Source organism: Saccharothrix mutabilis subsp. mutabilis, from assembly GCF_039521145.1.
GTDB classification, from domain to species: domain Bacteria; phylum Actinomycetota; class Actinomycetes; order Mycobacteriales; family Pseudonocardiaceae; genus Actinosynnema; species Actinosynnema mutabilis.
The window spans coordinates 746,122-769,025 of record NZ_BAAABU010000002.1 but is presented as its reverse complement, the minus strand read 5'-3'; the positions used below and the strand labels follow the sequence as shown (position 1 = coordinate 769,025).

The 22,904-nt window shown below is 72.9% G+C and carries 22 protein-coding genes; 16 read left to right on the top strand and 6 right to left on the bottom strand.

What is annotated here, in order from left to right; genetic code table 11:
- Positions 1 to 92 precede the first annotated feature (92 nt).
- Positions 93 to 404 (top strand): DUF3263 domain-containing protein, encoded by a 312-nt coding sequence (locus tag ABD126_RS07495; RefSeq protein WP_121223461.1) that lies wholly within the window; start codon positions 93 to 95, stop codon positions 402 to 404.
- Positions 401 to 1,027, top strand: a complete 627-nt coding sequence (locus ABD126_RS07490; protein WP_343932901.1) for a LytR C-terminal domain-containing protein — start codon at positions 401 to 403, stop codon at positions 1,025 to 1,027. Before ABD126_RS07495 ends, ABD126_RS07490 begins: the two co-directional genes overlap by 4 nt.
- 36 nt (positions 1,028 to 1,063) lie before the next feature.
- Here ABD126_RS07490 and ABD126_RS07485 read toward each other — a convergent pair whose 3' ends face one another.
- The 4 genes from ABD126_RS07485 to moeA all read right to left on the bottom strand — a co-directional run bounded on the left by ABD126_RS07485 (position 1,064) and on the right by moeA (position 6,550).
- Complete coding sequence (locus ABD126_RS07485; protein WP_343932899.1) at positions 1,064 to 3,226, bottom strand: AAA family ATPase; 2,163 nt, start codon at positions 3,224 to 3,226, stop codon at positions 1,064 to 1,066.
- Between the two features lie 201 nt (positions 3,227 to 3,427).
- Positions 3,428 to 4,396, bottom strand: coding sequence for a CDP-diacylglycerol--serine O-phosphatidyltransferase (pssA, locus tag ABD126_RS07480; RefSeq protein ID WP_343932898.1), 969 nt, complete (start codon positions 4,394 to 4,396; stop codon positions 3,428 to 3,430).
- A gap of 5 nt (positions 4,397 to 4,401) precedes the next feature.
- Complete coding sequence (locus ABD126_RS07475; protein WP_343932897.1) at positions 4,402 to 5,112, bottom strand: phosphatidylserine decarboxylase; 711 nt, start codon at positions 5,110 to 5,112, stop codon at positions 4,402 to 4,404.
- A 217-nt stretch (positions 5,113 to 5,329) separates the two neighbouring features.
- Entirely contained in the window at positions 5,330 to 6,550 is a 1,221-nt protein-coding gene (gene moeA / locus ABD126_RS07470; protein WP_343932896.1) for a molybdopterin molybdotransferase MoeA, read from the bottom strand.
- Between the two features lie 84 nt (positions 6,551 to 6,634).
- Between moeA and ABD126_RS07465 the strand changes: the two genes are divergently transcribed.
- From ABD126_RS07465 to groL, 4 genes are all read left to right on the top strand, one after another.
- The gene (locus ABD126_RS07465; protein ID WP_343932895.1) at positions 6,635 to 7,279 is read left to right on the top strand and encodes an AIM24 family protein; all 645 of its coding nucleotides are present in this window, start codon (positions 6,635 to 6,637) and stop codon (positions 7,277 to 7,279) included.
- A gap of 79 nt (positions 7,280 to 7,358) precedes the next feature.
- Positions 7,359 to 7,565 (top strand): cold-shock protein, encoded by a 207-nt coding sequence (locus tag ABD126_RS07460; protein ID WP_121223452.1) that lies wholly within the window; start codon positions 7,359 to 7,361, stop codon positions 7,563 to 7,565.
- A 231-nt stretch (positions 7,566 to 7,796) separates the two neighbouring features.
- Positions 7,797 to 9,035 carry a serine/threonine protein kinase gene (locus ABD126_RS07455; RefSeq protein WP_343932894.1) on the top strand — a complete coding sequence of 413 codons (1,239 nt, stop codon included), beginning with the start codon at positions 7,797 to 7,799 and terminating at the stop codon, positions 9,033 to 9,035.
- 220 nt (positions 9,036 to 9,255) lie between these two features.
- Positions 9,256 to 10,878 carry a chaperonin GroEL gene (gene groL / locus ABD126_RS07450; RefSeq protein WP_121223450.1) on the top strand — a complete coding sequence of 541 codons (1,623 nt, stop codon included), beginning with the start codon at positions 9,256 to 9,258 and terminating at the stop codon, positions 10,876 to 10,878.
- Positions 10,879 to 11,159: 281 nt separating this feature from the next.
- Here groL and ABD126_RS07445 read toward each other — a convergent pair whose 3' ends face one another.
- Positions 11,160 to 12,374 carry a low temperature requirement protein A gene (locus tag ABD126_RS07445; RefSeq protein WP_343932893.1) on the bottom strand — a complete coding sequence of 405 codons (1,215 nt, stop codon included), beginning with the start codon at positions 12,372 to 12,374 and terminating at the stop codon, positions 11,160 to 11,162.
- A gap of 343 nt (positions 12,375 to 12,717) precedes the next feature.
- On the opposite strand from ABD126_RS07445, the gene ABD126_RS07440 reads away from it, so the two are divergent.
- The 7 genes from ABD126_RS07440 to ABD126_RS07410 all read left to right on the top strand — a co-directional run bounded on the left by ABD126_RS07440 (position 12,718) and on the right by ABD126_RS07410 (position 19,380).
- Positions 12,718 to 13,323, top strand: a complete 606-nt coding sequence (locus ABD126_RS07440) for an RNA polymerase sigma factor (RefSeq protein WP_343932967.1) — start codon at positions 12,718 to 12,720, stop codon at positions 13,321 to 13,323.
- Positions 13,324 to 13,382: 59 nt separating this feature from the next.
- Entirely contained in the window at positions 13,383 to 13,805 is a 423-nt protein-coding gene (locus ABD126_RS07435) for a carboxypeptidase regulatory-like domain-containing protein (protein ID WP_380567323.1), read from the top strand.
- 341 nt (positions 13,806 to 14,146) lie between these two features.
- A complete protein-coding gene (locus ABD126_RS07430) occupies positions 14,147 to 14,800 on the top strand; it encodes a copper homeostasis protein CutC (protein ID WP_343932891.1) in 654 nt (217 codons plus the stop codon).
- A gap of 83 nt (positions 14,801 to 14,883) precedes the next feature.
- Positions 14,884 to 16,176 carry an extracellular solute-binding protein gene (locus ABD126_RS07425; protein ID WP_343932890.1) on the top strand — a complete coding sequence of 431 codons (1,293 nt, stop codon included), beginning with the start codon at positions 14,884 to 14,886 and terminating at the stop codon, positions 16,174 to 16,176.
- On the top strand, positions 16,173 to 17,135 hold the full coding sequence (locus ABD126_RS07420; RefSeq protein ID WP_343932889.1) for a carbohydrate ABC transporter permease: 963 nt from the start codon (positions 16,173 to 16,175) through the stop codon (positions 17,133 to 17,135). Before ABD126_RS07425 ends, ABD126_RS07420 begins: the two co-directional genes overlap by 4 nt.
- Entirely contained in the window at positions 17,132 to 17,965 is an 834-nt protein-coding gene (locus ABD126_RS07415) for a carbohydrate ABC transporter permease (RefSeq protein ID WP_343932888.1), read from the top strand. Before ABD126_RS07420 ends, ABD126_RS07415 begins: the two co-directional genes overlap by 4 nt.
- Positions 17,965 to 19,380: a beta-N-acetylhexosaminidase gene (locus ABD126_RS07410; RefSeq protein ID WP_343932966.1), complete on the top strand. Its 1,416-nt coding sequence runs from the start codon at positions 17,965 to 17,967 to the stop codon at positions 19,378 to 19,380. Before ABD126_RS07415 ends, ABD126_RS07410 begins: the two co-directional genes overlap by 1 nt.
- Here the strand turns inward: ABD126_RS07410 and ABD126_RS07405 are convergent, their stop codons facing one another.
- Positions 19,381 to 19,617 carry a PspC domain-containing protein gene (locus tag ABD126_RS07405; protein ID WP_343932887.1) on the bottom strand — a complete coding sequence of 79 codons (237 nt, stop codon included), beginning with the start codon at positions 19,615 to 19,617 and terminating at the stop codon, positions 19,381 to 19,383.
- Between the two features lie 108 nt (positions 19,618 to 19,725).
- On the opposite strand from ABD126_RS07405, the gene ABD126_RS07400 reads away from it, so the two are divergent.
- Genes ABD126_RS07400 through ABD126_RS07390 form a run of 3 tightly spaced genes read left to right on the top strand, consistent with a single transcriptional unit; the run spans position 19,726 to position 22,809 of the window.
- On the top strand, positions 19,726 to 20,631 hold the full coding sequence (locus ABD126_RS07400) for an AAA family ATPase (protein ID WP_343932886.1): 906 nt from the start codon (positions 19,726 to 19,728) through the stop codon (positions 20,629 to 20,631).
- Positions 20,628 to 21,704 carry a vWA domain-containing protein gene (locus ABD126_RS07395; RefSeq protein WP_343932885.1) on the top strand — a complete coding sequence of 359 codons (1,077 nt, stop codon included), beginning with the start codon at positions 20,628 to 20,630 and terminating at the stop codon, positions 21,702 to 21,704. The genes ABD126_RS07400 and ABD126_RS07395 overlap by 4 nt, the downstream gene beginning before the upstream one ends.
- Positions 21,697 to 22,809: an XdhC family protein gene (locus ABD126_RS07390; protein ID WP_343932883.1), complete on the top strand. Its 1,113-nt coding sequence runs from the start codon at positions 21,697 to 21,699 to the stop codon at positions 22,807 to 22,809. Before ABD126_RS07395 ends, ABD126_RS07390 begins: the two co-directional genes overlap by 8 nt.
- The last annotated feature ends 95 nt before the right edge of the window (positions 22,810 to 22,904 follow it).

Here is a 22,904-nt window from a genome sequence, read left to right as displayed (position 1 = left end):
CCGCCACAGGACGCGCCGAGGCGATGAACCGACCCGGACCAAGATCACGTGATTGAATGGCTCGGACGCACCAGGTAGGGCTGAGGAGCCGGATGGACGCCGCAGAGGCACTGGCGCCGGCCGAGGGGCCGGACGACGGTTTGGACGACCGGGAGCGCGCGATCCTGGCCTTCGAACGCCAGTGGTGGAAGTACGCGGGTGTCAAGGAGCAGGCCATCAAAGAGCTGTTCGACCTGTCCCCGACGAGGTACTACCAGTTGCTCAACGCGTTGTTGGAGAAGGAAGAGGCGTTGGCGGCGGACCCCATGCTGGTGAAGCGGCTGCGCCGGTCCCGGACCGGGCGGCAGCGGGCCCGCGCGGCCCGTCGGTTCGGTGTCGAACGGCCGGGTGTCGAGCGCCGATGAGCAGCCCGGAGCCGGCACGTCCCGCCCACCCCGCCCGCGCCGCGGGCCTCGCGCTGATCGGTGTCGCGGCGGTCGCCCTCGTGATCGGGGTCGCCAGCCTGTTCACCGGCGGCGACGACGACCAGCAGGGCGCCCAGCCCTCGGCCACGTCCAGCACCGACCCGGGCGGCAGCGACACGCAGACCCCGGGCACCACGGACCCCACCGCGCCGCAGACCACGACCGGTTCCCCCACGACGCCACCCGCCGCCACCACGACGGCCGCACCGACCGGCGTCCCGGGCGGCGCCACCACAACCCCGCCGCCCCCGGTCTCGCCGACGACCAAGCCGCCGGTGCGGGTCTACAACAACAGCACCATCCAGAACCTGGCGGCGCGGGCGTCCGACGACGTGCGCAAGGTCGGCTGGGAGGTCGCCGAGACCGGCAACTACTCCCAGGGCCAGATCCCGACCACCACGGTCTACTTCCGGCCGGGCACGGACGAGGAGGCGTCGGCGCAGGCCCTGGCCCGCGCCCTGCGCGCCGAGGTGAAGCCCCGCTTCGACGGCATCGAGGGCGCGCACCCCGGCATCATCGTGATCGTGACGAACGACTACCAGGGCCCGTCCGGCAAGATCTGAACCGGCCGCAAGCGCTTGCGGCCGGCCCGCCGGGAGTCAGGTCTGCCGGGACTCCGCGTACGCCTCCAGAGCCGCGAGCTGCACCGGGTCCAACGACGGCCGCACGGCGGTCCGCGCCTTCGCCAGGTGGTCCGCCGTCACCTCCGCCGCCGACAGGGACTCCCGCATCGCGGTCAGCGCCGCCTCCCGCACCAAAGCCGCGCAGTCCGCCGCCGAGTACCCGTCCAACTCCTCCGCCAAAGCCGACAAGTCGACATCCGACGCCAACGGCGTGTTCCGCGACGACGCCCGCAGGATCTCCGCCCGCGCGGCGGCGTCCGGCGGCGGCACGTACACCAGGCGCTCCAGCCGGCCCGGTCGCAGCAGGGCCGGGTCGATCAGCTCCGGTCGGTTCGTCGCGCCCAGGACCACCACGTCCCGCAACGGCTCCACGCCGTCCAGCTCGGTCAGCAGCGCCGCCACCACCCGGTCGCCGACGCCCGAGTCCGACGACTGGCCCCGGCGCGGCGCGAGGGCGTCCACCTCGTCCAGGAAGACCAGCGCGGGCGCGGCCTCGGCGGCGCGGCGGAACAGCTCGCGGACCGCGCGCTCCGACTCGCCGACGAACTTGTCCATCAGCTCGGCGCCCTTGACCGACAGCACGTTCAACCGCCCGCTGCCCGCCAGCGCCCGCACCAGGAACGTCTTCCCGCACCCCGGCGGCCCGTACAGCAGCAGCCCGCGCGGCGGCGCGACGCCCAGGCGCGCGAACGAGTCCGGGTACTGCAACGGCCACAGCGCGGCCTCGGTGAGCGCCTGCTTCACCTCGGCCATGTCGCCGACGTCCTCCAACGTCAGCCCGCCGGTCCGCAACGTGTCCGAAGTGGACATCGAGATCGGCCGCACGGTCTCCAACGCGCCCAACAGGTCTTGCTGCGCCACGTGCGGCTCGGCCACGTCCCGCTGGCGCAGCGCGGACCGCACCGCCGCCTCCCGCCGCAGCGCCACCAGGTCCGCCGCGACGAACCCGGGCGTCCGGTCGGCGACCACGCCGAGGTCCACGTCGGGCTCCAGCGGCACGTCCCGCAGCAGCACCCGCAGCAATTCCGTCCGCACGACGCCGTCCGGCAGCGACAGCACGATCTCGCGGTCCACCAGCTCCGGCACGCGCAGGCGCGGGTCCACCGCCTCGGGGTGCGCGCTCGTCACGACCAGCGCGAACCCGGGCCTGGCCACCGCCTCCCGCAACGCGTCCAGCACGACCGTCGCCACCGGCGGCGGGTCGGCGGCCGGCAGCAGCGCCTCGACGTCGGTCAGCAGCAGCACCACGGGCGTCCCGGCGGTGGACAGCGCGTCGGTGAGCCGCGCGGCCGTCGCGTTCGCCTCCAGCACGGCGATGCTCGGCGCGGCCACCTCGACCACCGCGGCGTCGACAGCGTGCGCGACGGCCCGGACCAGCGTCGCCTTGCCGACCCCTTCCGGCCCGCTGACCAGCGCCGCCAGCCGGGGCGCCGCGCCCAGCCGGGTCAGCAGCTCGGGGTGCCGGAAGGTGATGTCCAGCCACTCGGTGAGCCGGCGCGCCGCGTCCTGTTGCCCGGCCAGGTCCGCGATCGCCACCGCCGCCACGGGCGGGGCGGTCACCACCGGTTCGGGGGCGGGATCACCCGTCCGTGCGCCGTCCCGCCACCCGACGACGGTCGAGGGCTGCACCGCCACCGGCCCGGCCGGGTCGACGGAGGTGATCGTGAGCAGTTCGTTGGTCCACGTCATGCCGATGGCGTTGGACAGCTTCCGCCGGGTCTCGCTGACGTCCACGCCGGGCGGCGGGGCGAGGTCCTGGGGGAGCAGCGACACCGCGTCCCCGACGGTCAGGACCTTGCCGGTCAACGCCATCCGCAGCGTCTCGGGCGTGAGGGACGTACTGGCCAGCCGCGACCCGGCCACCGTCACCGCCCGCGCGGCGGCGACCTCGGTCGGCGTCACCACGACCTCGGACCCCTCGACCACGCCGAGGTTGGACAGCGTCACGTCGTCGACGAACACCACCCCGGGCGGCCCGTCGCCGGCGGCGGCGAGGGCGGCGGACACCCGCGCCCCGGTCAGCTTGACCGCGTCCCAGGCCCGCAACCCCAGCGCGTCGAGCACCTCGGGGTGCATCCGCACCACACCGCGGCGCGTGTCGAGGGCGGAAGGCGACAGGCGGGCCGTCAACGTGATCACGGCAAGAGCCTAGGACAGCGATCGGCCCGGCGGGTTCGAGTCCCGCCGGGCCGTCAGCGTGGCCTCCGGCCCCCGGTTCGATCGTCTCACGGGGTACCGACAAAAGGGCCTTTGAGGGCGGTGGTGGCGCAGGCCGATCCGCTGCTAGAGGGCCTTAAGTGCGGCGGTGGTGACGTAGGCCGATCCGCCGCCCGGGGGGCATCAAGGGCGGTGGTGGCGGCGTAGGCCGATCTGCCGCCAACCGCGGCGCTTGGCGCCGGGCTGGCCGTTGGTCTCCGCGGCCACCTGGGTCGGGTCCACGGCCCGGCGCGGCCGGCGGACCGCCCGCATCGCCGCGCCCGCCACCCGGCCGCCCAACGGCTGCCGCAGGCCCAACCGCCGGGCCGCGACGCCGTGCGCCCGCTTGATCGCCCGGCGGTCCGCCGCCGGCACCGACCACGCCTCGGGGTGCTTGGCCAGCCACCGGTACCGGCGCACCGAGTACGGCAGGTGCGCCAGGTACAGCAGCGACGCCGCGATCAGCGCCACCAGCGGGAACGTGATGACCGCCGCCGCCAGCAGCGCCACCAGGACCAGCAGCGGCGCGACCGCCCGCGGCGGCACCTTGATCGTCTTCACCGACAGCGTCGGGATGCGGCTGACCAGCAGCAGCGCCACCGCCACCGTCCACGCCCCGACCACCCACGGCTCCGACCACCAGCCCGGCCGGCGCACCTGCTCGTCCAGGATCAGCGGCAGCAGCAGCAACAACCCGCCGGCCGGGGCGGGCACGCCGACGAAGAACTCCTTCGCGAACGGCGGCTGCTCCACCTCCAGCAGCGTGTTGAACCGGGCCAGCCGCAGCACCATGCACACCGCGAAGATCAGCGCGACGACCCAGCCCTCGCGGCTGTCCTCGAACTTCCACACGAAGATGACCAGCGCGGGCGCGACACCGAAGGAGATGGCGTCGGCCAGCGAGTCCAGCTCGGCGCCCATCTTGCTGGTCGCGTCCAGCAGCCGGGCGATCCGGCCGTCGAGGCCGTCGAACACCGCCGCCATGGCGATGGACGCGATGGCCGCGCCGTAGAACCCGTTGATGGCGAAGTACACCGCCGACAGGCCCGCGCACATCGCCAGCACGGTGATGGCGTTGGGCAGCAGCCGGACCCCGGGGCCGCTGGGAGCCATCCGCCTCAGCCCTCCGGGAGTTCGGCGAGCACGGTCTCGCCGCCGATGGTCTTCTGCCCGGCCTCGACCAGCACCCGGCTGCCCGCCGGCACGTACAGGTCCACGCGCGAGCCGAACCGGATCAGGCCGTAGGTCTGGCCGACCGCGACCTTGTCGCCCTCGGCCACGTGGCACACGATCCGCCGCGCCACCAGGCCGGCGATCTGCACGACCACGACGTCGTGGCCCTCGAAGGAGCGCAGCCACACGGTGTTGCGCTCGTTGTCCTCGCTGGCCTTGTCCAGGTCCGCGGACAGGAACTTGCCGGGCCGGTAGGACACCTGCTTGACGGTGCCGGACACGGGCACGCGCTGGACGTGCACGTCGAACACCGACAGGAACACGCTGATCCGGGTCATCGGCGCGGCGCCCAGGCCCAGCTCGGCCGGCGGCACCGCCTCGACGACGTGGGACACCGTGCCGTCGGCGGGCGCCACGGCGATGCCGGGACGGGTGGGCGTGGTCCGCTTGGGCTCGCGGAAGAACCACGCCACCCAGGCGGTCAGCACGGCGCCGACGACCCCCAGGCGCTTGGAGAACCGGCGCAGCAGGAGGGTGCCGACGGCCGCACCCAGCACGAACGGGCGACCCGCCGGGTTCATCGGGGGGACGATCCCCTTGGCGAGGTCGAGGAAGTGGGAGACGGCACCACTGTTGTTGTCGCGTTCGACGGTCATGGCTCTTCCGGGTCGGGGCACTGTCATTCGACCGGCAACACGCTACGCCGGCGGCGCCCGGCCCCGTCCGGCGTGCCCGTGCGTCCCCCGACGAACGCACGCGCACCACCGGACGAGTAGCCGTCGAGTGTAATCCGGGTCACATGGAGTATTCAATGGCGTTGCGTGAGCCGCTCGTCACACAGCGCGGTCGTGACTGTCACCCGGAAGGGGTAGCTCAGAGGAACCGGACCAGCACCTCGTCACCCTCGGCCAGCGCCGTCACGTCCTCGGGCACCTCGATCAGGCAGTCGCTGACCGCCAGCGCCGACAGCAGGTGCGACCCCGGCCCGCCCACCGGCGTGACGACCCGCCCGGACACCGGGTCGTACTTGCCGCGCCGGAACTGGGTGCGCCCGGCGGGCGAGGTCAGGCCCGCGCTCAGCCGGGCGACCGCCGTCGGCCGCTCGACCCGCGCGAACCCCAGCGCCGCCCGCAGCGCGGGCCGGATGAACACCTCGAACGACACCTGCGCGCTCACCGGGTTGCCCGGCAGCGTCGCCACCGCGACGCCCTGGTAGCGGCCCGCGCCCTGCGGCCCGCCCGGCTGCATGGCGACCTTCGTGAACTCCACGCCGCGCCCGGTGAAGGCGTCCTTGACCACCTCGTACGCGCCCGCGCTCACCCCGCCCGAGGTCAGCAGCAGGTCGAACTCGGCGATGCGCGCCCCGACGGCCGCGTGGAAGGCGTCCACGTCGTCGGGCACGAACCGCAGCAGCTCCGCCTCGCCGCCCGCCTCCCGCACGGCCGCCGCCAGCATCACGCCGTTGGACTCGTAGATCTGCCCCGGCAGCAGGTCGGTCCCCGGCGACACCAGCTCCGACCCGGTGGACAGCACCAGCACCCGCGGTCGCCGCCGCACCGGCAGCACCGCGAACCCCAGCGCCGCCGCCAACCCCAGCTGCGCCGGGCCCAGCGGCGTCCCGGCGGTCAGCACGGTCGCGCCCACGGCCACGTCGTCGGCGGCCGTCCGCACGTTCTGCCCGACCGCCACCGCGCGGTCCACCCGGACGGTCGAGGTCCCGCCGTCGGTCCACTCGACCTGCACCACGGCGTCCGCGCCGGGCGGCACGGGCGCGCCGGTCATGATCCGCTGCGCGGTGCCCGGCTCCAGCGGCGCCAGCGAGGTCTTGCCCGCCGGGATGTCGTCGGTCACCGGCAGCGTCACCGGCACCCGCGCGAGGTCGGCGGCGCGCACCGCGTACCCGTCCATCGCCGAGTTGTCGAACGGCGGCAGCGGGATGGGGGCCACCAGGTCGGCGGCCAGCGCGAGGCCCAGGCAGTCGGCGACCGGCAGGTCCACCACCGGCATCACGCCGACCAGGTCCGCCACCCGGGCCCGGTGGTCGGCGACACGCGTCAGGGGCTTCGACGGCTCGGAGTTCGACACGACCACCATCCTGCCGCGCGCGTGCGAGACTGCTCCGACCGGCCGCACGATCGAGGTGGCCGGCCGCGGTTCGCAGTAGGGGGGAAGGTTCCGGTGCAGGTCCGCACGCGACACACGCCGACGTTCGGGGTGGCCAGGCTGGTGCTCGCGCCCGCCGAGCCGGTGCTCGTCGAACGGTCGTCGGTGGTCGCGACCAGCTACGGCGTCACCGTCGACACCAGGGGCAAGGCCCCCGGCGTCAAGGCCGCCCTGTGCACGGCCGGTCCCGAGGGCGGCTGGGTCGACGTCGCGCCCCCGCTGCCCGGCGACCTGCACGTCCTCGAACTCGACGGCGCCGCCGGCTGGTGCGTCGCCCGCAACACGTGGCTGGCCGGCGCGGTCACCGTCGCCCTCGACCCCGCCGCGCCGCCGGTGCGCGCCCTGCACGGCGGCGACAGCGGCTTCCTCACCCACTTCCGCGGCGCGGGCTCGGTGGTGCTGAGCTGCTACGGCACGCTCGACGTGGTCACCCTCGCCGCGGGCGAGCTGGTCACCCTCGACGCCGGGCACGTCATCGGGTTCGCCGACACCCTCCAGTGCCGCCTGCGCGCCCTGACCCCGGACGTGCCGCAATCGGTGCGCACCGGCGACGGGCTCGTGTTCGACTTCGCCGGACCGGGCCTGGTGCTGACCCGGACGCGCAGTCCGCGCGGACTCGTCACTTGGTTGCGCGACAACGGATTCAGCATGCGCGCATGACTCCATAAGGAGGTATCGGCGAACCCCCTCGTGCCTCTAGCGTGGCGGTTTGCTCAGGTATTTCTCGAAGGAGGACGTCTTGGCTGTCGGCACGGTCAAGTGGTTCAACTCGGAGAAGGGGTACGGCTTCATCGCCGCCGACGGCGGGCCCGATGTCTTCGTGCACTATTCGGCGATCCAAATGGAAGGCTTCCGCACGTTGGCCGAGGGCGACCGCGTGGAGTTCGAGATCCAGGCGGGCCGGGACGGCCGCAGCCAGGCGGCGGACGTCCGGAAGGCATCGTGAACCCCGCCCGGCCCGCCACGCGGCGGGTCGGGCCGTTCACCGCGCCGGGACGCCGACCCGCGCCCGCGCTCGCGCCGACGCGCACGTCCACGCCCGCGCCGACGCCCGGACCCGCGCCCACGCCCGGACTCGCGTCCGCGCGCGTGACCGGACCCGTCCCGGCACGCGCCGTGACCGGACTTACCCGGAACCGCCCGCACGCCCGTTCGGCCGGACGTTAGGCTGCCTCGCGTGTCGGAGGACCTGTCTGGGCGACGGCTGGGCCACTACCGGATCGACGGGGTGCTCGGCCGCGGTGGCATGAGCGTGACCTACAAGGCCACGGACGTCCGGCTCGGCCGCAAGGTCGCGCTGAAGGTCATCGGCGAGCACCTGACCGCCGACGCCGAGTTCCGCGAGCGGTTCGTGGACGAGGCCCGCAACACCTCGGCGATCGACCACGCCAACATCGTGCCGCTGTACGACTTCGACGAGGTCGACGGCCTGCTCTACATCGCGATGCGGCTGGTCGACGGCCAGGACCTGTCCTCCCACATCAAGGACGGCCCGATCTCGCCCGCCCGCACGCTCACGCTGCTCGGCCAGGTCGCCGAAGCGCTGGACATGCTGCACGGCAAGGGCCTGGTCCACCTCGACGTGAAACCGGCGAACGTGCTGGTCACGACCAAGGAAGCGTCCCGCGAGCACGTCTACCTCGCCGACTTCGGCCTGACCCGGCGCGGTGCCACCGGCCACCGCACCCGCACCGGCGACTTCCTCGGCTCCCCGACCTACGCCGCGCCCGAGCACCTGCGCGGCGAGCCGCTCGACGGCCGCACCGACCAGTACGCGCTGGCCTGCATGGTGTTCGCGTGCCTGTCCGGGCGGCCCCCGTTCCAGGGCGGCGTGCAGGACGTCATCCAGGGCCACCTCGGCCAGGAGATCCCGGCGCTGACCTCGCTGGTCGCGCTGCCGCCCGGCATCGACGACGCCCTGCGCAAGGGCACCGCCAAGAACCCCGACCAGCGCTACGGGTCGTGCCAGGAGCTGATCGCCGCCGTCCGCACCGCGCTGGGCGGCGCGGCGACCGTGACCAGCCCGCCGCGCCGGGTCGACGCGCCCGTGTCCGGGCCGACCCCGGTGGTGGGTCCGCCGTCGGGCGGGATGCCCGCGCAGCCGCAGCCGCCGCAGGGCTTCGCGAACCAGCCCGGGTTCCTCGCCGAGCCGGTGCGGCTGCGCCCGCCGACCCAGATGGGCGGCGCGTCGGCGTTCACCTCGGCCAAGAAGCAGCGGCCCGCGTGGTTCGCGCCCGTGGTCGCGGGCGTGGTGGCGATCATCGCCATCGTCATCGTCGTGCTGATCCTCACGCCCAAGGACGAGCCGCCGCGGCCACCGCAGTCCACCAGCTCCGGGCAGTCCATCGACGTGGGCGGCACCACGACCAGCGCCAAGCCGCTGCCCACCAGCGTGCCCGTGAAGACATCCCGCTGACCTGGGGTTCTTGCACTCGACGGCGGTGAGTGCTAAACACGGTGCTGGCACTCGGAACACCTGAGTGCCAGCACGCAGGCTGGGACGGTGAGGCGCACCCGGTAGTCCCGGGTGGGTCGTCCGTCGCGGGCACCGAGCCTGGCCAAGCACCGTGTTCCGCTGCGGGCACCTGTCCGCAGTGGCCCCATGAGTCGTTTATAAGGCGGAGGAACACACCGCAATGGCCAAGATGATCGCGTTCGACGAGGACGCCCGCCGCGGTCTCGAGCGTGGCATGAACACCCTCGCCGACGCCGTCAAGGTGACGCTGGGCCCGAAGGGCCGCAACGTCGTGCTCGAGAAGAAGTGGGGCGCGCCGACCATCACCAACGACGGCGTCTCGATCGCCAAGGAGATCGAGCTCGAGGACCCGTGGGAGAAGATCGGGGCCGAGCTCGTCAAGGAAGTGGCGAAGAAGACCGACGACGTCGCCGGTGACGGCACGACCACCGCCACCGTGCTCGCCCAGGCCCTGGTCCGCGAGGGCCTGCGCAACGTGGCCGCCGGCGCCAACCCGCTGGGCCTCAAGCGCGGCATCGAGCAGGCCGTCGAGGCCGTGACCGAGCAGCTGCTCAAGACCGCCAAGGAGGTCGAGACCAAGGAGCAGATCGCCGCCACGGCGTCCATCTCCGCGGGCGACTCGACCATCGGCGAGCTGATCGCCGAGGCCATGGACAAGGTCGGCAAGGAAGGCGTCATCACCGTCGAGGAGAGCAACGCGCTCGGCCTCGAACTCGAACTGACCGAGGGTATGCGCTTCGACAAGGGCTACATCTCGGGCTACTTCGTCACCGACCCGGAGCGTCAGGAAGCGGTCCTGGAGGACCCGTACATCCTGCTCTACGGCTCCAAGATCTCGTCGGTCAAGGACCTGCTCCCGCTGCTGGAGAAGGTCATGCAGTCCGGCAAGCCGCTGCTGATCATCTCCGAGGACGTCGAGGGCGAGGCCCTGGCGACCCTGGTGGTCAACAAGATCCGCGGCACCTTCAAGTCCGTCGCCGTCAAGGCCCCGGGCTTCGGCGACCGCCGCAAGGCCATCCTGCAGGACATCGCGATCCTGACCGGCGGCCAGGTCATCACCGAGGACGTCGGCCTCAAGCTGGAGAACGCCGACCTGTCCCTGCTGGGCAAGGCCCGCAAGGTCGTCGTGACCAAGGACGAGACCACGGTCGTCGAGGGCGCGGGTGACGCCGAGCAGATCCAGGGCCGCGTCAACCAGATCCGGGCCGAGATCGAGAAGTCGGACTCCGACTACGACCGCGAGAAGCTCCAGGAGCGCCTGGCCAAGCTCGCCGGTGGTGTGGCGGTCATCAAGGCCGGCGCCGCCACCGAGGTGGAGCTGAAGGAGCGCAAGCACCGCATCGAGGACGCGGTGCGCAACGCCAAGGCCGCCGTCGAGGAGGGCATCGTCGCCGGTGGTGGCGTCGCGCTGCTGCAGGCCGCCGAGGCCGCCTTCGCGGGCCTGAAGCTGGAGGGCGACGAGGCCACGGGCGCCAACATCGTCAAGGTCGCCGTCGAGGCCCCGCTCAAGCAGATCGCCGTCAACGCCGGCCTTGAGGGCGGCGTCGTGGTGGAGAAGGTCAAGGGCCTGCCCGTCGGCCACGGCCTCAACGCCGCGACCGGCGTGTACGAGGACCTGCTCGCGGCCGGCGTGCCGGACCCGACGAAGGTCACCCGCTCGGCCCTGCAGAACGCGGCCTCCATCGCCGCGCTGTTCCTGACCACCGAGGCCGTGGTGGCCGACAAGCCGGAGAAGTCCTCCGGCGCGCCGGCCGTCCCGGACGCGGGCGGCATGGACTTCTGATCCCAGCGGCACCCGAAGGGGCCCGGTCCACTCGGACCGGGCCCCTTCGCCGTTCGCTTTTCCCCGGCGGAACTCGCCTTCGTGGGCACAACTCCCGCTTTGCGGTCGAGGTGTTCAGCGGGTTGAGCGCTTCGGTGCAGAATTGCGGATTCCCCGGCTCGGTGGGGTTTCTCGGGCTCGCAAGCCGACTTCCCCGACGCCGGCCGGAGTGGCTTCTTGCGGGGGATACGCGCAAATGCCCGGACAACCCACTTCCCGCCACGATCGGGTGAAGGGCTGCCCTAGTGCGCGGCCGGTGCGTGGATGGACTCGCGGATTTCCCGGCGGGCCCCTCCGTAGACCCTCACCTCGACGGCGATCCACAGCACGCAAGCCACCGTCAGGACGCCCAGCGCCGCCCAAGCCGGTACCAGCAGCGCGACCGGCGTCAGCACCACCAGGGCGACGGCCATCGCCACGCGCACCCGGTTCACCGACCCCAGGTTGCGCAGCCGGAACCCGATGTGCCCCAGCACGTACAGCAGCACGCCCCCGTACAGCGCGTACGGCCCGACCCCGTGCAGGTGCTCGCTCGGCGTGTGCCCGTCCGCCCCGGCCAGGTAGTTCATCGTCTTCTTCAGGCCCAGCGCGAGCAGGATGATGCCGGCGATCATCGGCAGGTGCAGGTAGGTGAACGAGTCCCGGGCCAGCGCGGCGCGCCTCGCGCCGCTCGCCGCGTGCAGGACCCGCTCCGCCGTGGGCGCCACGACGTCGAAGTACGCCCACCACAGCGCCGCCGCGATGACCAGCCCGCACACGATCCCGTAGACGATCGGCCACGACACCGGCAGGTCCGCGACGCCCACGCCCACGGCCACGATCGACTCGCCCAGCGCGATCAGCACGATCAGCGCGTACCGCTCCGCGAAGTGGACCGCCGAGTGCACCCGCCACCCGGACACGCCGGTCAGCAGCACCCCGCCGTAGTCCACGGCCAGCGCCAGCGCCCACAGCGCCGTCTGCGTCAACCCCGACGTGAAGGACGCCGTCACCAGGACCACCGTGCCCGACAGCATCGGCAGGCACGTCACCGCGAGCTGCCGGCGCAGGGCCGCGTCACCCTGCGAGAACCGCCAGTACGACACCAGGTGCAGCACCCGCACGACCAGGTAGCAGGCGGCGAACACCAACGGCCCCGGCAGGCCGCCCGGCAGGTCGTCGAACGCCTCCGGGATGGTCACCGACGCCACCAGCATCACGGCCATCGCCCCGAACAGCACGATCCGCGCGCCGTCGTCGTCGGCGTGCACCCGGTTGCCCAGCCACGAGTAGCAGCACCAGCACCACCAGAGCAGGGCGAGCAGCAGCATGCCGCGCACCACGCCGCGGACCGTGGGGTCGGCGGCCATCAGCTGCGTCACCTGGGTGATCGCGTAGACGAACACCAGGTCGAAGAACAGTTCGAGCGGTGTCACCCGGGCGCCCTCGTGGACGACCCGGGCCCGGCTTGTGGACATGCCGGGAAGTGTGCCACCCACCTGCGGGAATCCATGATCGGTTCGTTAACCGTGAACTGTTAACGACAGGCTGTGTATCCACCGTAGAACTACTCACTCCTTATCTGATGACCGAACCTCGACCCCGGAGGAACGCATGAGGAACCGGACCGACGGCCGCCGGCCGTCCCACTGACCACTCGGGGGAGGGGGCGGCGAACCGGTCGGCTTCGAGGGGTGCCGATCGGACGCCGCCCGTGGTGAAGGGCGGTCCGCGGTGCGAGGGGGGCATCGCGGACCGCCGACACACGTGACGTGGAACGATCAGCTCCGGCTGGGGGATGTCGAGGAGGAGGTGACGACCGTGGGAGAGCTGCGCACGGCTGGTGAGCGGCCACCCTGGGAGGGTCTGGACGGGACGGACCGGCACGCCGCCTGCGTCGTCGCCGCCCGCGACGGCGACCGCAGGGCGCTGGACGTGCTGGTCGCGGACCTGACGCCGCTCGTGTGGCACGTCGCGCGCGGGCACGGCCTGGACCGCAGCACCGCGGAGGACGTGGTGCAGACGGTGTGGCTGGCCCTGCTGCGCCACCTGGACCGGTTGGTCGAACCCCGCGCGCTGGCGGGGTGGCTCGTCGTGGCGACGCGGCGGGAAGCCCAGCGCACCTGGACCCCCAGCCGTCGGGAAGCCGCGCTGTCCGACGAGCTGGCGGAGCAGTTGGAGAGCGAACACGGGTTGCCGGAGGACGCCGCCCTGGTCGACGACCGGGACCACCGGTTGTGGCGGGCCTTCGGCCGCTTGTCGCAGAAGTGCCAGGAGCTGCTGCGACTCACCGTGCTGGCCGGGCGGGCGGAGTACCGCGCGGTCGCCGAAGCACTGTCCATGCCACGCGGGAGCATCGGTCCGACCAGGGGCCGGTGCTTGACGACGTTGCGCGCACATCTTGACGCGGAAGGAGGATCGCGGTGAACGACATCGACCCGCGCGATGACCGCAGAGGCCATGAGGACACCGCTGTCCTCACCGAGCTGAACCGGTTGGTGTACGAGCTGGACGCGCCGCCGGCGGGGCTGGTCGAACGCATCCAGTTCGCGGTGGCCCTGGAGAACCTGGACGTGGAGGTGGCCCGCTGGGAGCGGGCGGGGTCGTTCGCGGGTGTCCGCGGCGGCAACCCCGGCACCATCACGTTCACGGTCGACAACCTGACCCTGATGGTCAACTTCACCTCGACGGGAGCGCGCCACCGCATCGACGGCTGGCTGGTGCCCGCGGGTGAGCACACCGTCGAGGTGCGGGTGGCGGAGCACGAGTCGAGCACGACGAAAGCCGACGACGGCGGCCGTTTCGTGCTCGCCGACGTGCCCGCCGGGACCACGCAGATCGTGGTGCACCTGGTGAACTCGCGCGGCGAACCGGGCCGCACGGTGGTCACCCCGACGATCATGTTGTAGGCCGCCACCCGCCGACCAGCGGCACGACTCGGCGGCGCACACCACGCCACCGTGCCCGCGAACGGCACGCCCACCGCCCGGTGCACGTGCCCGACGAGCACGCGCGCGACGTGCGGGTGCGGCACCTCCGCGAGCCGGTCGCCGTCCGCCGGGCGTGCCTGCGGCTCTGGGTTGTCCCGGTGCGGCCGGCACGCGTCGCGGCGGGTGTGCGGTGCGGCGGGTGTGCGGCGGCTGTCCGGGTTCGTCCTGGTGAGTGGCGTGTCGTGTTGTGTGCGTGCCGGCCTCCGGCCCCCGACACCATTTTCCCAGAGGGCACCGACAAAGCGTCTATGGTCTAGACCATGCTTGAGGTTATCGCTCTCGACGCGGCCGATGCCGAAGCCGCCCAGGCCGGTGGTGCGCACCGGCTCGAACTGGTCACCGACATGGCCGCCGACGGCCTGACGCCCCCACCTTCCCTCATCCGGTCCGTGCTCGCCGCGACCGACCTGCCCGTCCGGGTCATGCTCCGCGACGCCGCCGGGTTCGCGCCCGGCGACCTCGACGGGCTGCGCCGCGCCGCCGCCGACGCGCGGGAGGCGGGGGCCGCGGAATTCGTCCTCGGGTTCCTCGACGCCCGGCAGGGCATCGACGAAGAGGCCTGCCGCGCGGTGCTGGGCGAGATCGCCGGGTGTGCCTGGACCTTCCACCGCGCGCTCGACAACTCCGCCGACCCCCGGGAGTCCTGGGACGTCGTCGAACGACTCGGGTGCGACACCGTCCTCGCCGCCGGCTCACCCAACGGCGTCGCGGACGGCATGGACGTGCTCGCGGACCTGGCCGCCCGCCAGGAGAACCTCACGCTGCTCGTCGGCGGCGGCCTGAAGCGGGAGCACGTCGGGCCGCTCAAGGCCCTGGGCGCCACGGCCTTCCACGTCGGGAGCGCGGTTCGGCCCGGCGGGTGGGCCGCGCCGCTGTCCGCCGATGCCGTCCGGACCTGGGCAAATCTGGTCTAGACCGTTTGCGGATTCGGACACTAGCATCCCCGTTGCTTCCCACGAAATAGCCGTTGCACGTCACGCAACAAGGGGTCAACGAGATGCGAGTTGCCAACAGGGTGGCCGCTGCGGCGGCGGGTGTCGCCGCAGTGCTCGCCATGACGGGGTGCGCCCCGGTCCAGTCCGGCCCGGCCGCGACCGGCGCCGACCAGCAGACCGGGCAGCTCCGCGTCTGGCTGTTCGACGAGGTCAACCGCGGCCCGAAGGAGGCCGTGGTCAAGGAGGCGGTGACCGAGTTCCAGAACGCCCACCAGGGCGTCACCGTCGACGTCCAGTACATCCAGGTCCAGACCCGCGCCGAGCGCTTCAAGGCCGCCTTCAGCGACCCCAAGAGCGCCCCGGACGTCGCGGAGTTCGGCAACACCGACCTCGCGGGCTACGTCGCCGGCGGCGGGTTCGCCGAGCTGGACCTCTCCGGCTGGAACGACGCCAAGGACCTCCTGCCCGCCGTCCTCGACACCGGCAAGGTCGACGGCAAGGTCTACGGCCTGCCCTGGTACGTGGGCGTCCGCGCCCTCTACTACCGCACGGACGTCTTCAACGAACTCGGCCTCAAGCCCCCGGCCACGCTGGACGAGATCGCGCCGACCGCCCGCCGGGTCCGCGAGGCCAAGCCGGACCTGCTCGGCATCTCCGCCGGCGGCAAGTACACCTACGGCGCGATGCCGTTCGTGTGGGCCAACGGCGGCGACATCGCGCGCAAGGACGGCGACAAGTACGTCTCCGCCATCGACAGCGCCGAGTCCAAGGCCGGCCTGCGCCAGTACACCGAGCTGATCGCCGACGACATCTGCCCGCCCGCCCAGTGCGCCGGCAACGGCGGCGACGCCAGCGTCGAGGCGTTCCGCGCGGGCAAGGCGGCGATGGTCATCGGCGGCGACTTCAACCGCAAGTCCGTCGACGCCTCCAGCGCCGCCGGCAAGTACGCGGTCGTGCCGCTGCCGGGCAAGACGGCCGGCTCCATCGCGCCCGCGTTCTCCGGCGGCAACCTGCTCGGCGTGATGAAGGGCAGCGAGCGCAAGACGCTGGCCAAGGAGTTCGTCCAGCTCCTGGGCGGCAAGACCTACCAGCGCAAGATGTTCGACGCCATGGGCAACATGCCGACCTTCGCCGACGTGCAGAAGGCCGTCGCCGAGTCGCAGCCCGCCGTCGAGCCGTTCATCAAGACCCTCAACGCGGGCACCAAGTTCGTCCCCGTCACCCCGAACTGGGCCAAGATCGACGCCCAGGCCGTGCTGCCCACCCTCATCCAGGAGGTCGCCGCCGGCGGCAACGACCTCGACGCCGCGGCCAAGAAGGCGGCCGACGCGATGAACACGGCGTTCGCTTCATGACCGACGTCCACCTCGACCTGCGCCCCGCGACCGGGGCGCAGGCCCGTCCCGAAGCGCCGCGCCGGCCGCGGTGGCGCAAGAAGCGGGGCGACGGCCCCATCGCCCTCGCCTACCTGACCCCGGCGCTGCTGGTGCTGGTGGGCCTGATGGGCTACCCGATCTACCAGCTCGTCCTGATCTCGCTGTTCGACTACGGCCAGGAGCAGGTCAGCGGCGGCGCGCCGCTGACCTTCCTGGGCCTGGACAACTACGCCGCCCTGCTCTCGGACGCGAAGTTCTGGACCGTCCTCGGCCAGACCGTCGGGTTCGCGGCGGTGTGCGTGGTCGGGACGCTGCTGGTCGGCGCGGCGCTGGCGGTGCTGGCCACCCGCGTCCGCACCTGGGCGCGGATGACGCTGTTCCTGGCCGCGCTCGGCGCGTGGGCGACGCCGGCGGTGGCCGGGTCCACGATCTGGCTGTTCCTGTTCGACGCCAACTTCGGCTTCGTCAACGAGCTGCTGGGCACCACCGGGTTCTCCTGGACCTACGACCGCTGGATCGCGTTCGGCCTGGTCGCCGCGCAGGTCATCTGGTGCTCGTTCCCGTTCGTCATGGTGACCCTGTACGCGGGCATCAAGTCCATCCCGGGCGAGGTGCTGGAGGCGGCGGCCCTGGACGGCGCGTCGACGTTCCGCACGGCCCGCTCGGTGATCCTGCCGCTGCTGCGCCCGCTGCTGATCGTCGTGACCATCCAGTCGATCATCTGGGACTTCAAGGTGTTCACCCAGATCTACATCATGACCAGCGGCGGCGGCATCGCCGGGCGCAACCTGGTGCTCAACGTCTACGCCTACCAACAGGCGTTCGCGGCCTCGGAGTACGGGCTGGGCGCGAGCATCGGCGTCGTGACGACCCTGCTCCTGCTGCTGATCACGCTCGGGTACCTGCGGGCGCTGCGGAAGTCGGGGGAACAGCTGTGAGGCGCGGACTCGTCGAGGGCGTCACGGTCCTCATCGCGGGCGTGGTGGCGTTCCCGCTGTACTGGATGGTGCTCACGGCGCTCAAGCCCGAGCACGAGGTGATCTCCGCCGACCCGCGGCCGTGGACGCTCGCGCCCACGTTGGACAGCTTCGTGCGGGCGCTGACCGTGCAGAGCTTCGGGCGCTACCTGGTCAACAGCCTGGTGGTGGCGCTGGCCGTGGTGCTGCTGAGCCTGCTGATCGCGTTCCTGGCGGCGACGGCGCTGACCCGGTTCCGGTTCCGCAGCCGCACGACCCTGCTGGTGATGCTGCTGGTCGTGCAGATGGTGCCGGTCGAGGCGCTGACCATCCCGCTGTTCTTCGTCATGCAGTCGGTGCGCGACGTGGCGCCCGCGTTCGGCCTGAACCACCTGGGCTCGCTGGTGCTGGTGCACCTCGCCTTCAGCCTGCCGTTCGCGATCTGGATGCTGCGCGGGTTCGTCGCGGCGGTGCCGGTGGAGTTGGAGGAGGCGGCGACCCTGGACGGCGCGTCCCGCTTCCGCTTCCTGTGGCAGGTGCTGTTCCCGCTGGTCGCGCCGGGTCTGGTGGCGACGAGCGTGCTGTCGTTCATCCACGCGTGGAACGACTTCCTGTTCGCCAAGACGTTCATCATCTCCGCGGCGGAGAACCAGACGCTGCCGCTGGCGCTCCAGGTGTTCGTCAAGCCCGACCAGAACGACTGGGGCGCGATCATGGCGGGATCGACGTTGATGACGATCCCGGTGCTGGTGTTCTTCATCCTGGTGCAGCGACGACTCGTCGCGGGACTCGCGGGAGCGGTGAAGTCGTGATCATCCCCAAGCCGGTGTCGTTCGTCCGGGGCGAGGGTTCCCTCGTGTTCGACGGGACGGTGGACGTGCGGCCCCACGACGGGCCGGCGGAGTCCTACCGCCTGACCGTCGACCCGCGGGGCGTCACGATCGAGGCGGCGGACGCGGCCGGCGAGTTCTACGCCCGGCAGACCCTGCGGCAGCTCAGCGGCCCGGACGCCTTCCGCGCCGCGCCCATCGGCGGCCCGCCGACCCTGCCGGTGTGCGTGGTCGAGGACCGGCCCCGCTTCGCGTGGCGCGGCGTGATGCTCGACGTGGCCCGGCACTTCCTGCCCAAGCCGGACCTGCTGCGCTACGTGGACCTGCTGGCCGCGCACAAGTTCAACGTGCTGCACCTGCACCTGACCGACGACCAGGGCTGGCGGTTCGAGTCGAAGAGGTTCCCGCGCCTGCACGAGGTCGGCGGGTGGCGGCCGTCCTCCCGGTACGGCGACCGGCGCCGCGGCGGGCAGACGAACCGGCCGCACGGCGGCTACTACACCCAGGACGACCTGCGCGAAGTCGTCGCCTACGCGGCGCAGCGGCACATCACGGTCGTCCCCGAGATCGACGTCCCCGGGCACAGCCAGGCGGCCATCGCGGCCTACCCGGAACTGGGCGTCCAAGGCGGCGGCGTGTGGACCGACTGGGGCGTGAACCCCAACGTCCTCAAGGCCGACGAGTCCACAGTGGACTTCTACCGGCAGGTGTTCGACGAGCTGCTGGACGTGTTCCCGTCCGAGGTGGTCGGGCTCGGCGGCGACGAGGCCGAGGGCGGCGACGGCCGGTTCGTCCGGCGCATCGCGCAGCACCTGGTGCGGCGTGGCCGGCGGCCCCACGGCTGGGACGAGGTGCTCGGCGTCGGACCGCTGCCGACGGGGACCGTGATCGCGTCGTGGCGCGGCGAGGAAGCCGGCCTGACGGCGTTGGAACGGGGCCACGACGTGGTCATGTGCCCCGAGAAGCACGTCTACCTGGACTACCGCCAGTCCGACCGGGAGGATGAGCCCATCCCCGTCGGTACCGTCCTGACCTGGGAGGACGTCTACGCCTACGAGCCGGCGGCGGCGGATCGGGTGCTCGGCGCGCAGGCGAACCTGTGGACCGAGCACCTCGACTCCCCGCGGCGGCTGGACTACGCGGCTTTCCCCCGCTTGTGCGCCTTCGCCGAGGTGGTGTGGAGCCCCGTACCCCACACCACCCCGACTTCCCCGGACACCCCCGTGTCCCCTGTGCCGTCGAAGAGCGCCCCCGCGCTCCGCGACGTGGAGGAGTTCCGCTCCCGCTTGGCCGAGCACCACCTGCCGAGGTTGGACGCCCTGGGCGTCGAGTACCGGCCCCTGTCCGGTCCCCGTCCCTGGCAGATGCTCCCCGGTGTGCCCGGCCACCCCCGTTAGTTAGTAGGCCTGGTCGACCTCCTTCTCCGGCACGAGGAACCACATGGCGATGTAGAGCACCGCGCCGGCGCCCACACCGAAGAGGGTCGCGGCGACGAGCAGGATCCGCAGGATCGCCGCGTCCACCCCGATGAGCTCGGAGACGCCGCCGCACACACCCGCGACCATCCGGTCGGTCCGGCTGCGGCGGAGCTTCTTGACCTTGTCGGTGGCCTGGTTGAGCACGTCGTTCGTCATAGCTCAATGGTGCTGGTCAGCGGCTTGCCGCACATCGGGGACGCACCCTGAGACCGCCCTCGGGGTTCACCCCGGGGCGACCCCCGGCCGGCGGGCTATGGTCGAGCGGTGACCCCCGAACCGACCTCCCCCGTCGACTCGCCCGAAGCGCTGGCCGAGCGGCTGGACCGGGTGGGCTACCTGCCCGACGCGGGGGTCGCGATGGCCGCCTTCCTCGCGCTGCGCCTGCACCGGCCGCTGCTGTGCGAAGGCGAGCCCGGCACCGGCAAGACCTCCCTCGCCCTGGCGCTCGCGCAAGCGCTGGGACTGCCGCTGATCCGCCTCCAGTGCCACGAGGGCATCGACGCGTCCCAAGCGCTCTACGACTGGGACTTCCCCCGCCAACTCCTGCACCTGCGCACCCTCGAAGCCGCCGGCCCGGTGGACGCCGAAGCGGCCGAAGCCTCCCTCTACACCCGGCGGTTCCTGCTCGCGCGGCCCCTGTTGCGGGCGTTGGAGGAGGCGCCGTGCGTGCTGCTGGTGGACGAGGTGGACCGCGCCGACGACGAGTTCGAGGCGTTCCTGCTGGAAGTGCTGGGGGAGAACACCGTCAGCATCCCCGAGTTGGGCGTCGTCGAGGCGGCCACGCCGCCGCTGGTCGTGCTCACCTCCAACCGGACCCGCGAGGTGCACGACGCGCTCAAGCGCCGCTGCCTCTACCACTGGCTGGAGCACCCGGACCCGGCCCGGGAGGTGGCCATCCTGCGCCGCCGCCTGCCCGGCCTGGACGAACGCCTGGCCACGCGGGTCGCGTCGGCCGTCCGGCGGCTCCGGGAGCTGGAGCTGATCAAACCGCCCGGTGTCGCGGAAGCGCTGGACTGGGCCGCGGCCCTGCTCGCCCTGGGCCGCACCGACCTGGACGCGGCCACCGCGGCGGCCACCCTCGGCGCCGTCCTGAAGTACCGGGAGGACGTCCAGCGCGCCCTGGCGGAGGGTGTGCTCACACCCTCCGCCGAGCGCACAATCGCGGGATGACCGGGCCGCTGACCGGGCTAGTGGGCTTCGCGCACGCCCTGCGCGCGGCCGGGGTCGAGTGCGGGCCGGAGCGGGTGCGGGCGTTCCTGGCGGCGGTCGAGCTGGTCGACGTGGCGCGGCGCGACGCCGTGTACTGGGCGGGGCGGGTGGCGTTGTGCGGCGGTCCGGACGACCTGCCGCGCTACGACGCCGCGTTCGCCGCCTGGTTCGGGGGTGTCGAGGTGAACCCCGCGCGGGCTCGGGGAGCGCGGACCGGGCGGGGCGCCGCGTTGGGGACCGGGGCGGTGGCGCGGAGCCGGGGGAAGCGGCTCGCGGTCGCGGCCAGTGACGTGGAAGTGCTGCGGCGCAAGGACATCGCCGAGATGAGCGCGGCCGAGCGGGCGCACCTGCGGGAGCTGCTGGCGACCTTGCGGCCACGCCCCCCGATGCGGCGCGGGCTGCGCAAGGGGCCGGCCCGGCGCGGCGACGTGGACGTGCGGGCGACCGTCCGGGAGATGCTCGCGACCGGCGAACCGGCGCGGCCCCGGTACCGGCGGCGGAGAGTCCGGGCGCGGAAGGTGGTGCTGCTGCTCGACGTCTCCGGGTCCATGAAGCCGTACGCGGACGCGTTGCTGCGGTTCGCGCACGTCGTCGCCCGGCGGATGCCGGTGGAGGTGTTCACCCTGGGCACGCGGCTGACCCGGATCACCCGGCAGCTCCGGCACCGCGACCCCGAGCGGGCGCTGGCCGCCGCCGCGCGGGCCGTGCCCGACCACGAGGGCGGCACGCGGCTGGGCGAGACCGTCAAGGCGTTCCTGGACCGCTGGGGACAACGCGGCGCGGCGCGGCGGGCCGTGGTGGTCGTGTGCTCCGACGGGTGGGAGCGCGGCGACCCGGCGCTGCTGGGCGAGCAGGTGGCGCGGCTGCGGCGGCTGGCGCACCGGGTGCTGTGGGTGAACCCGCACGCCGGCAAGGACGGGTACGCGCCGGTGCAGTCCGGCATCGCCGCCGCCCTGCCCCACCTCGACGGCCTGGTCGCCGGGCATAGCCTGAACGCCCTGCGGCACCTGCTCAAGGAGGTAAGCGGTGCGTGATGTGCTGGTCGAGCTCGCCCGACGCGTGGCGGCGGGGGAGACCGTCGGCGTCGGCACGGTCGTCGGCACGTTCAGCTCGGCGCCCCGGCCGCCGGGCGCGGCGATGCTGGTCGGCGCGGACGGCGAGGTCGTCGGCAGCGTGTCCGGCGGCTGCGTCGAGGGCGCGGTCTACGAGCTGGCGCAGGAGGTCGTGCGGACCGGCGCGCCCGTCCTCCAGCGCTACGGCGTGAGCGACGACGACGCGTTCGCGGTGGGCCTGACCTGCGGCGGGATCATCGACGTGTACGTGGAGGCGGTGTCGCGGAAGAGCTTCCCCGAGCTGCCCGACGTGCTGGACACCGTGCGCGCCGAGCAGCCGGTGGCCGTGGCGACGGTCGTCGAGCACCCCGGGTGGGTGGGCCGGCGGCTGGTCGTCTGGCCGGACCGGGTGGCCGGCGACGTGCCGTCCGCCCGCGCCCGCGACGCCATCGCCGACGACGCCCGGGGCCTGCTCGCCGCCGGCCGCAGCGCGACCCTGCACTACGGCCCGGACGGGCAGCGGCGCGGCGAGGGCATGGCGGTCTTCGTCAACTCCTTCGAGCCGCCGCCCCGGATGCTGGTCTTCGGCGCGATCGACTTCGCCGCCGCCGTGGCCCGCCTCGGCGCGTTCCTCGGTTACCGCGTGACGGTGTGCGACGCGCGCCCGGTGTTCGCGACCAGGACCCGGTTCCCGGAGGCCGACGAGGTCGTCGTGGACTGGCCGCACCGCTACCTGCGGGCGCAGGCCGACGCGGGCCGCGTGGACGAGCGCACGGTGGTGACCGTGCTGACCCACGACCCGAAGTTCGACGTGCCGCTGCTGGAGGTGGCCCTGCGCCTCAAGCTCGGGTACGTCGGCGCGATGGGGTCCCGGCGCACCCACGACGACCGGGTGCGGCGGCTGCGCGAAGCCGGGATGACCGAGGGCGAGCTGGCCGGGCTGTCCTCGCCGATCGGCCTCGACCTGGGCGCGCGCACGCCCGAGGAGACGGCCGTGTCGATCGCGGCGGAGATCATCGCGCTGCGGTGGGGCGGCGGCGGTGAACGCCTGACCCGGACCGCCGGCGCCATCCACCGCGCCACCTAGTCGGGCCGGCCGGGCTTAGCCTGCGCGGCGGATTGTTTGACGACGCAACGGGTAGCAGGCTCGCGTGTGACCCCCATCACCGACCGGCCTGGAGG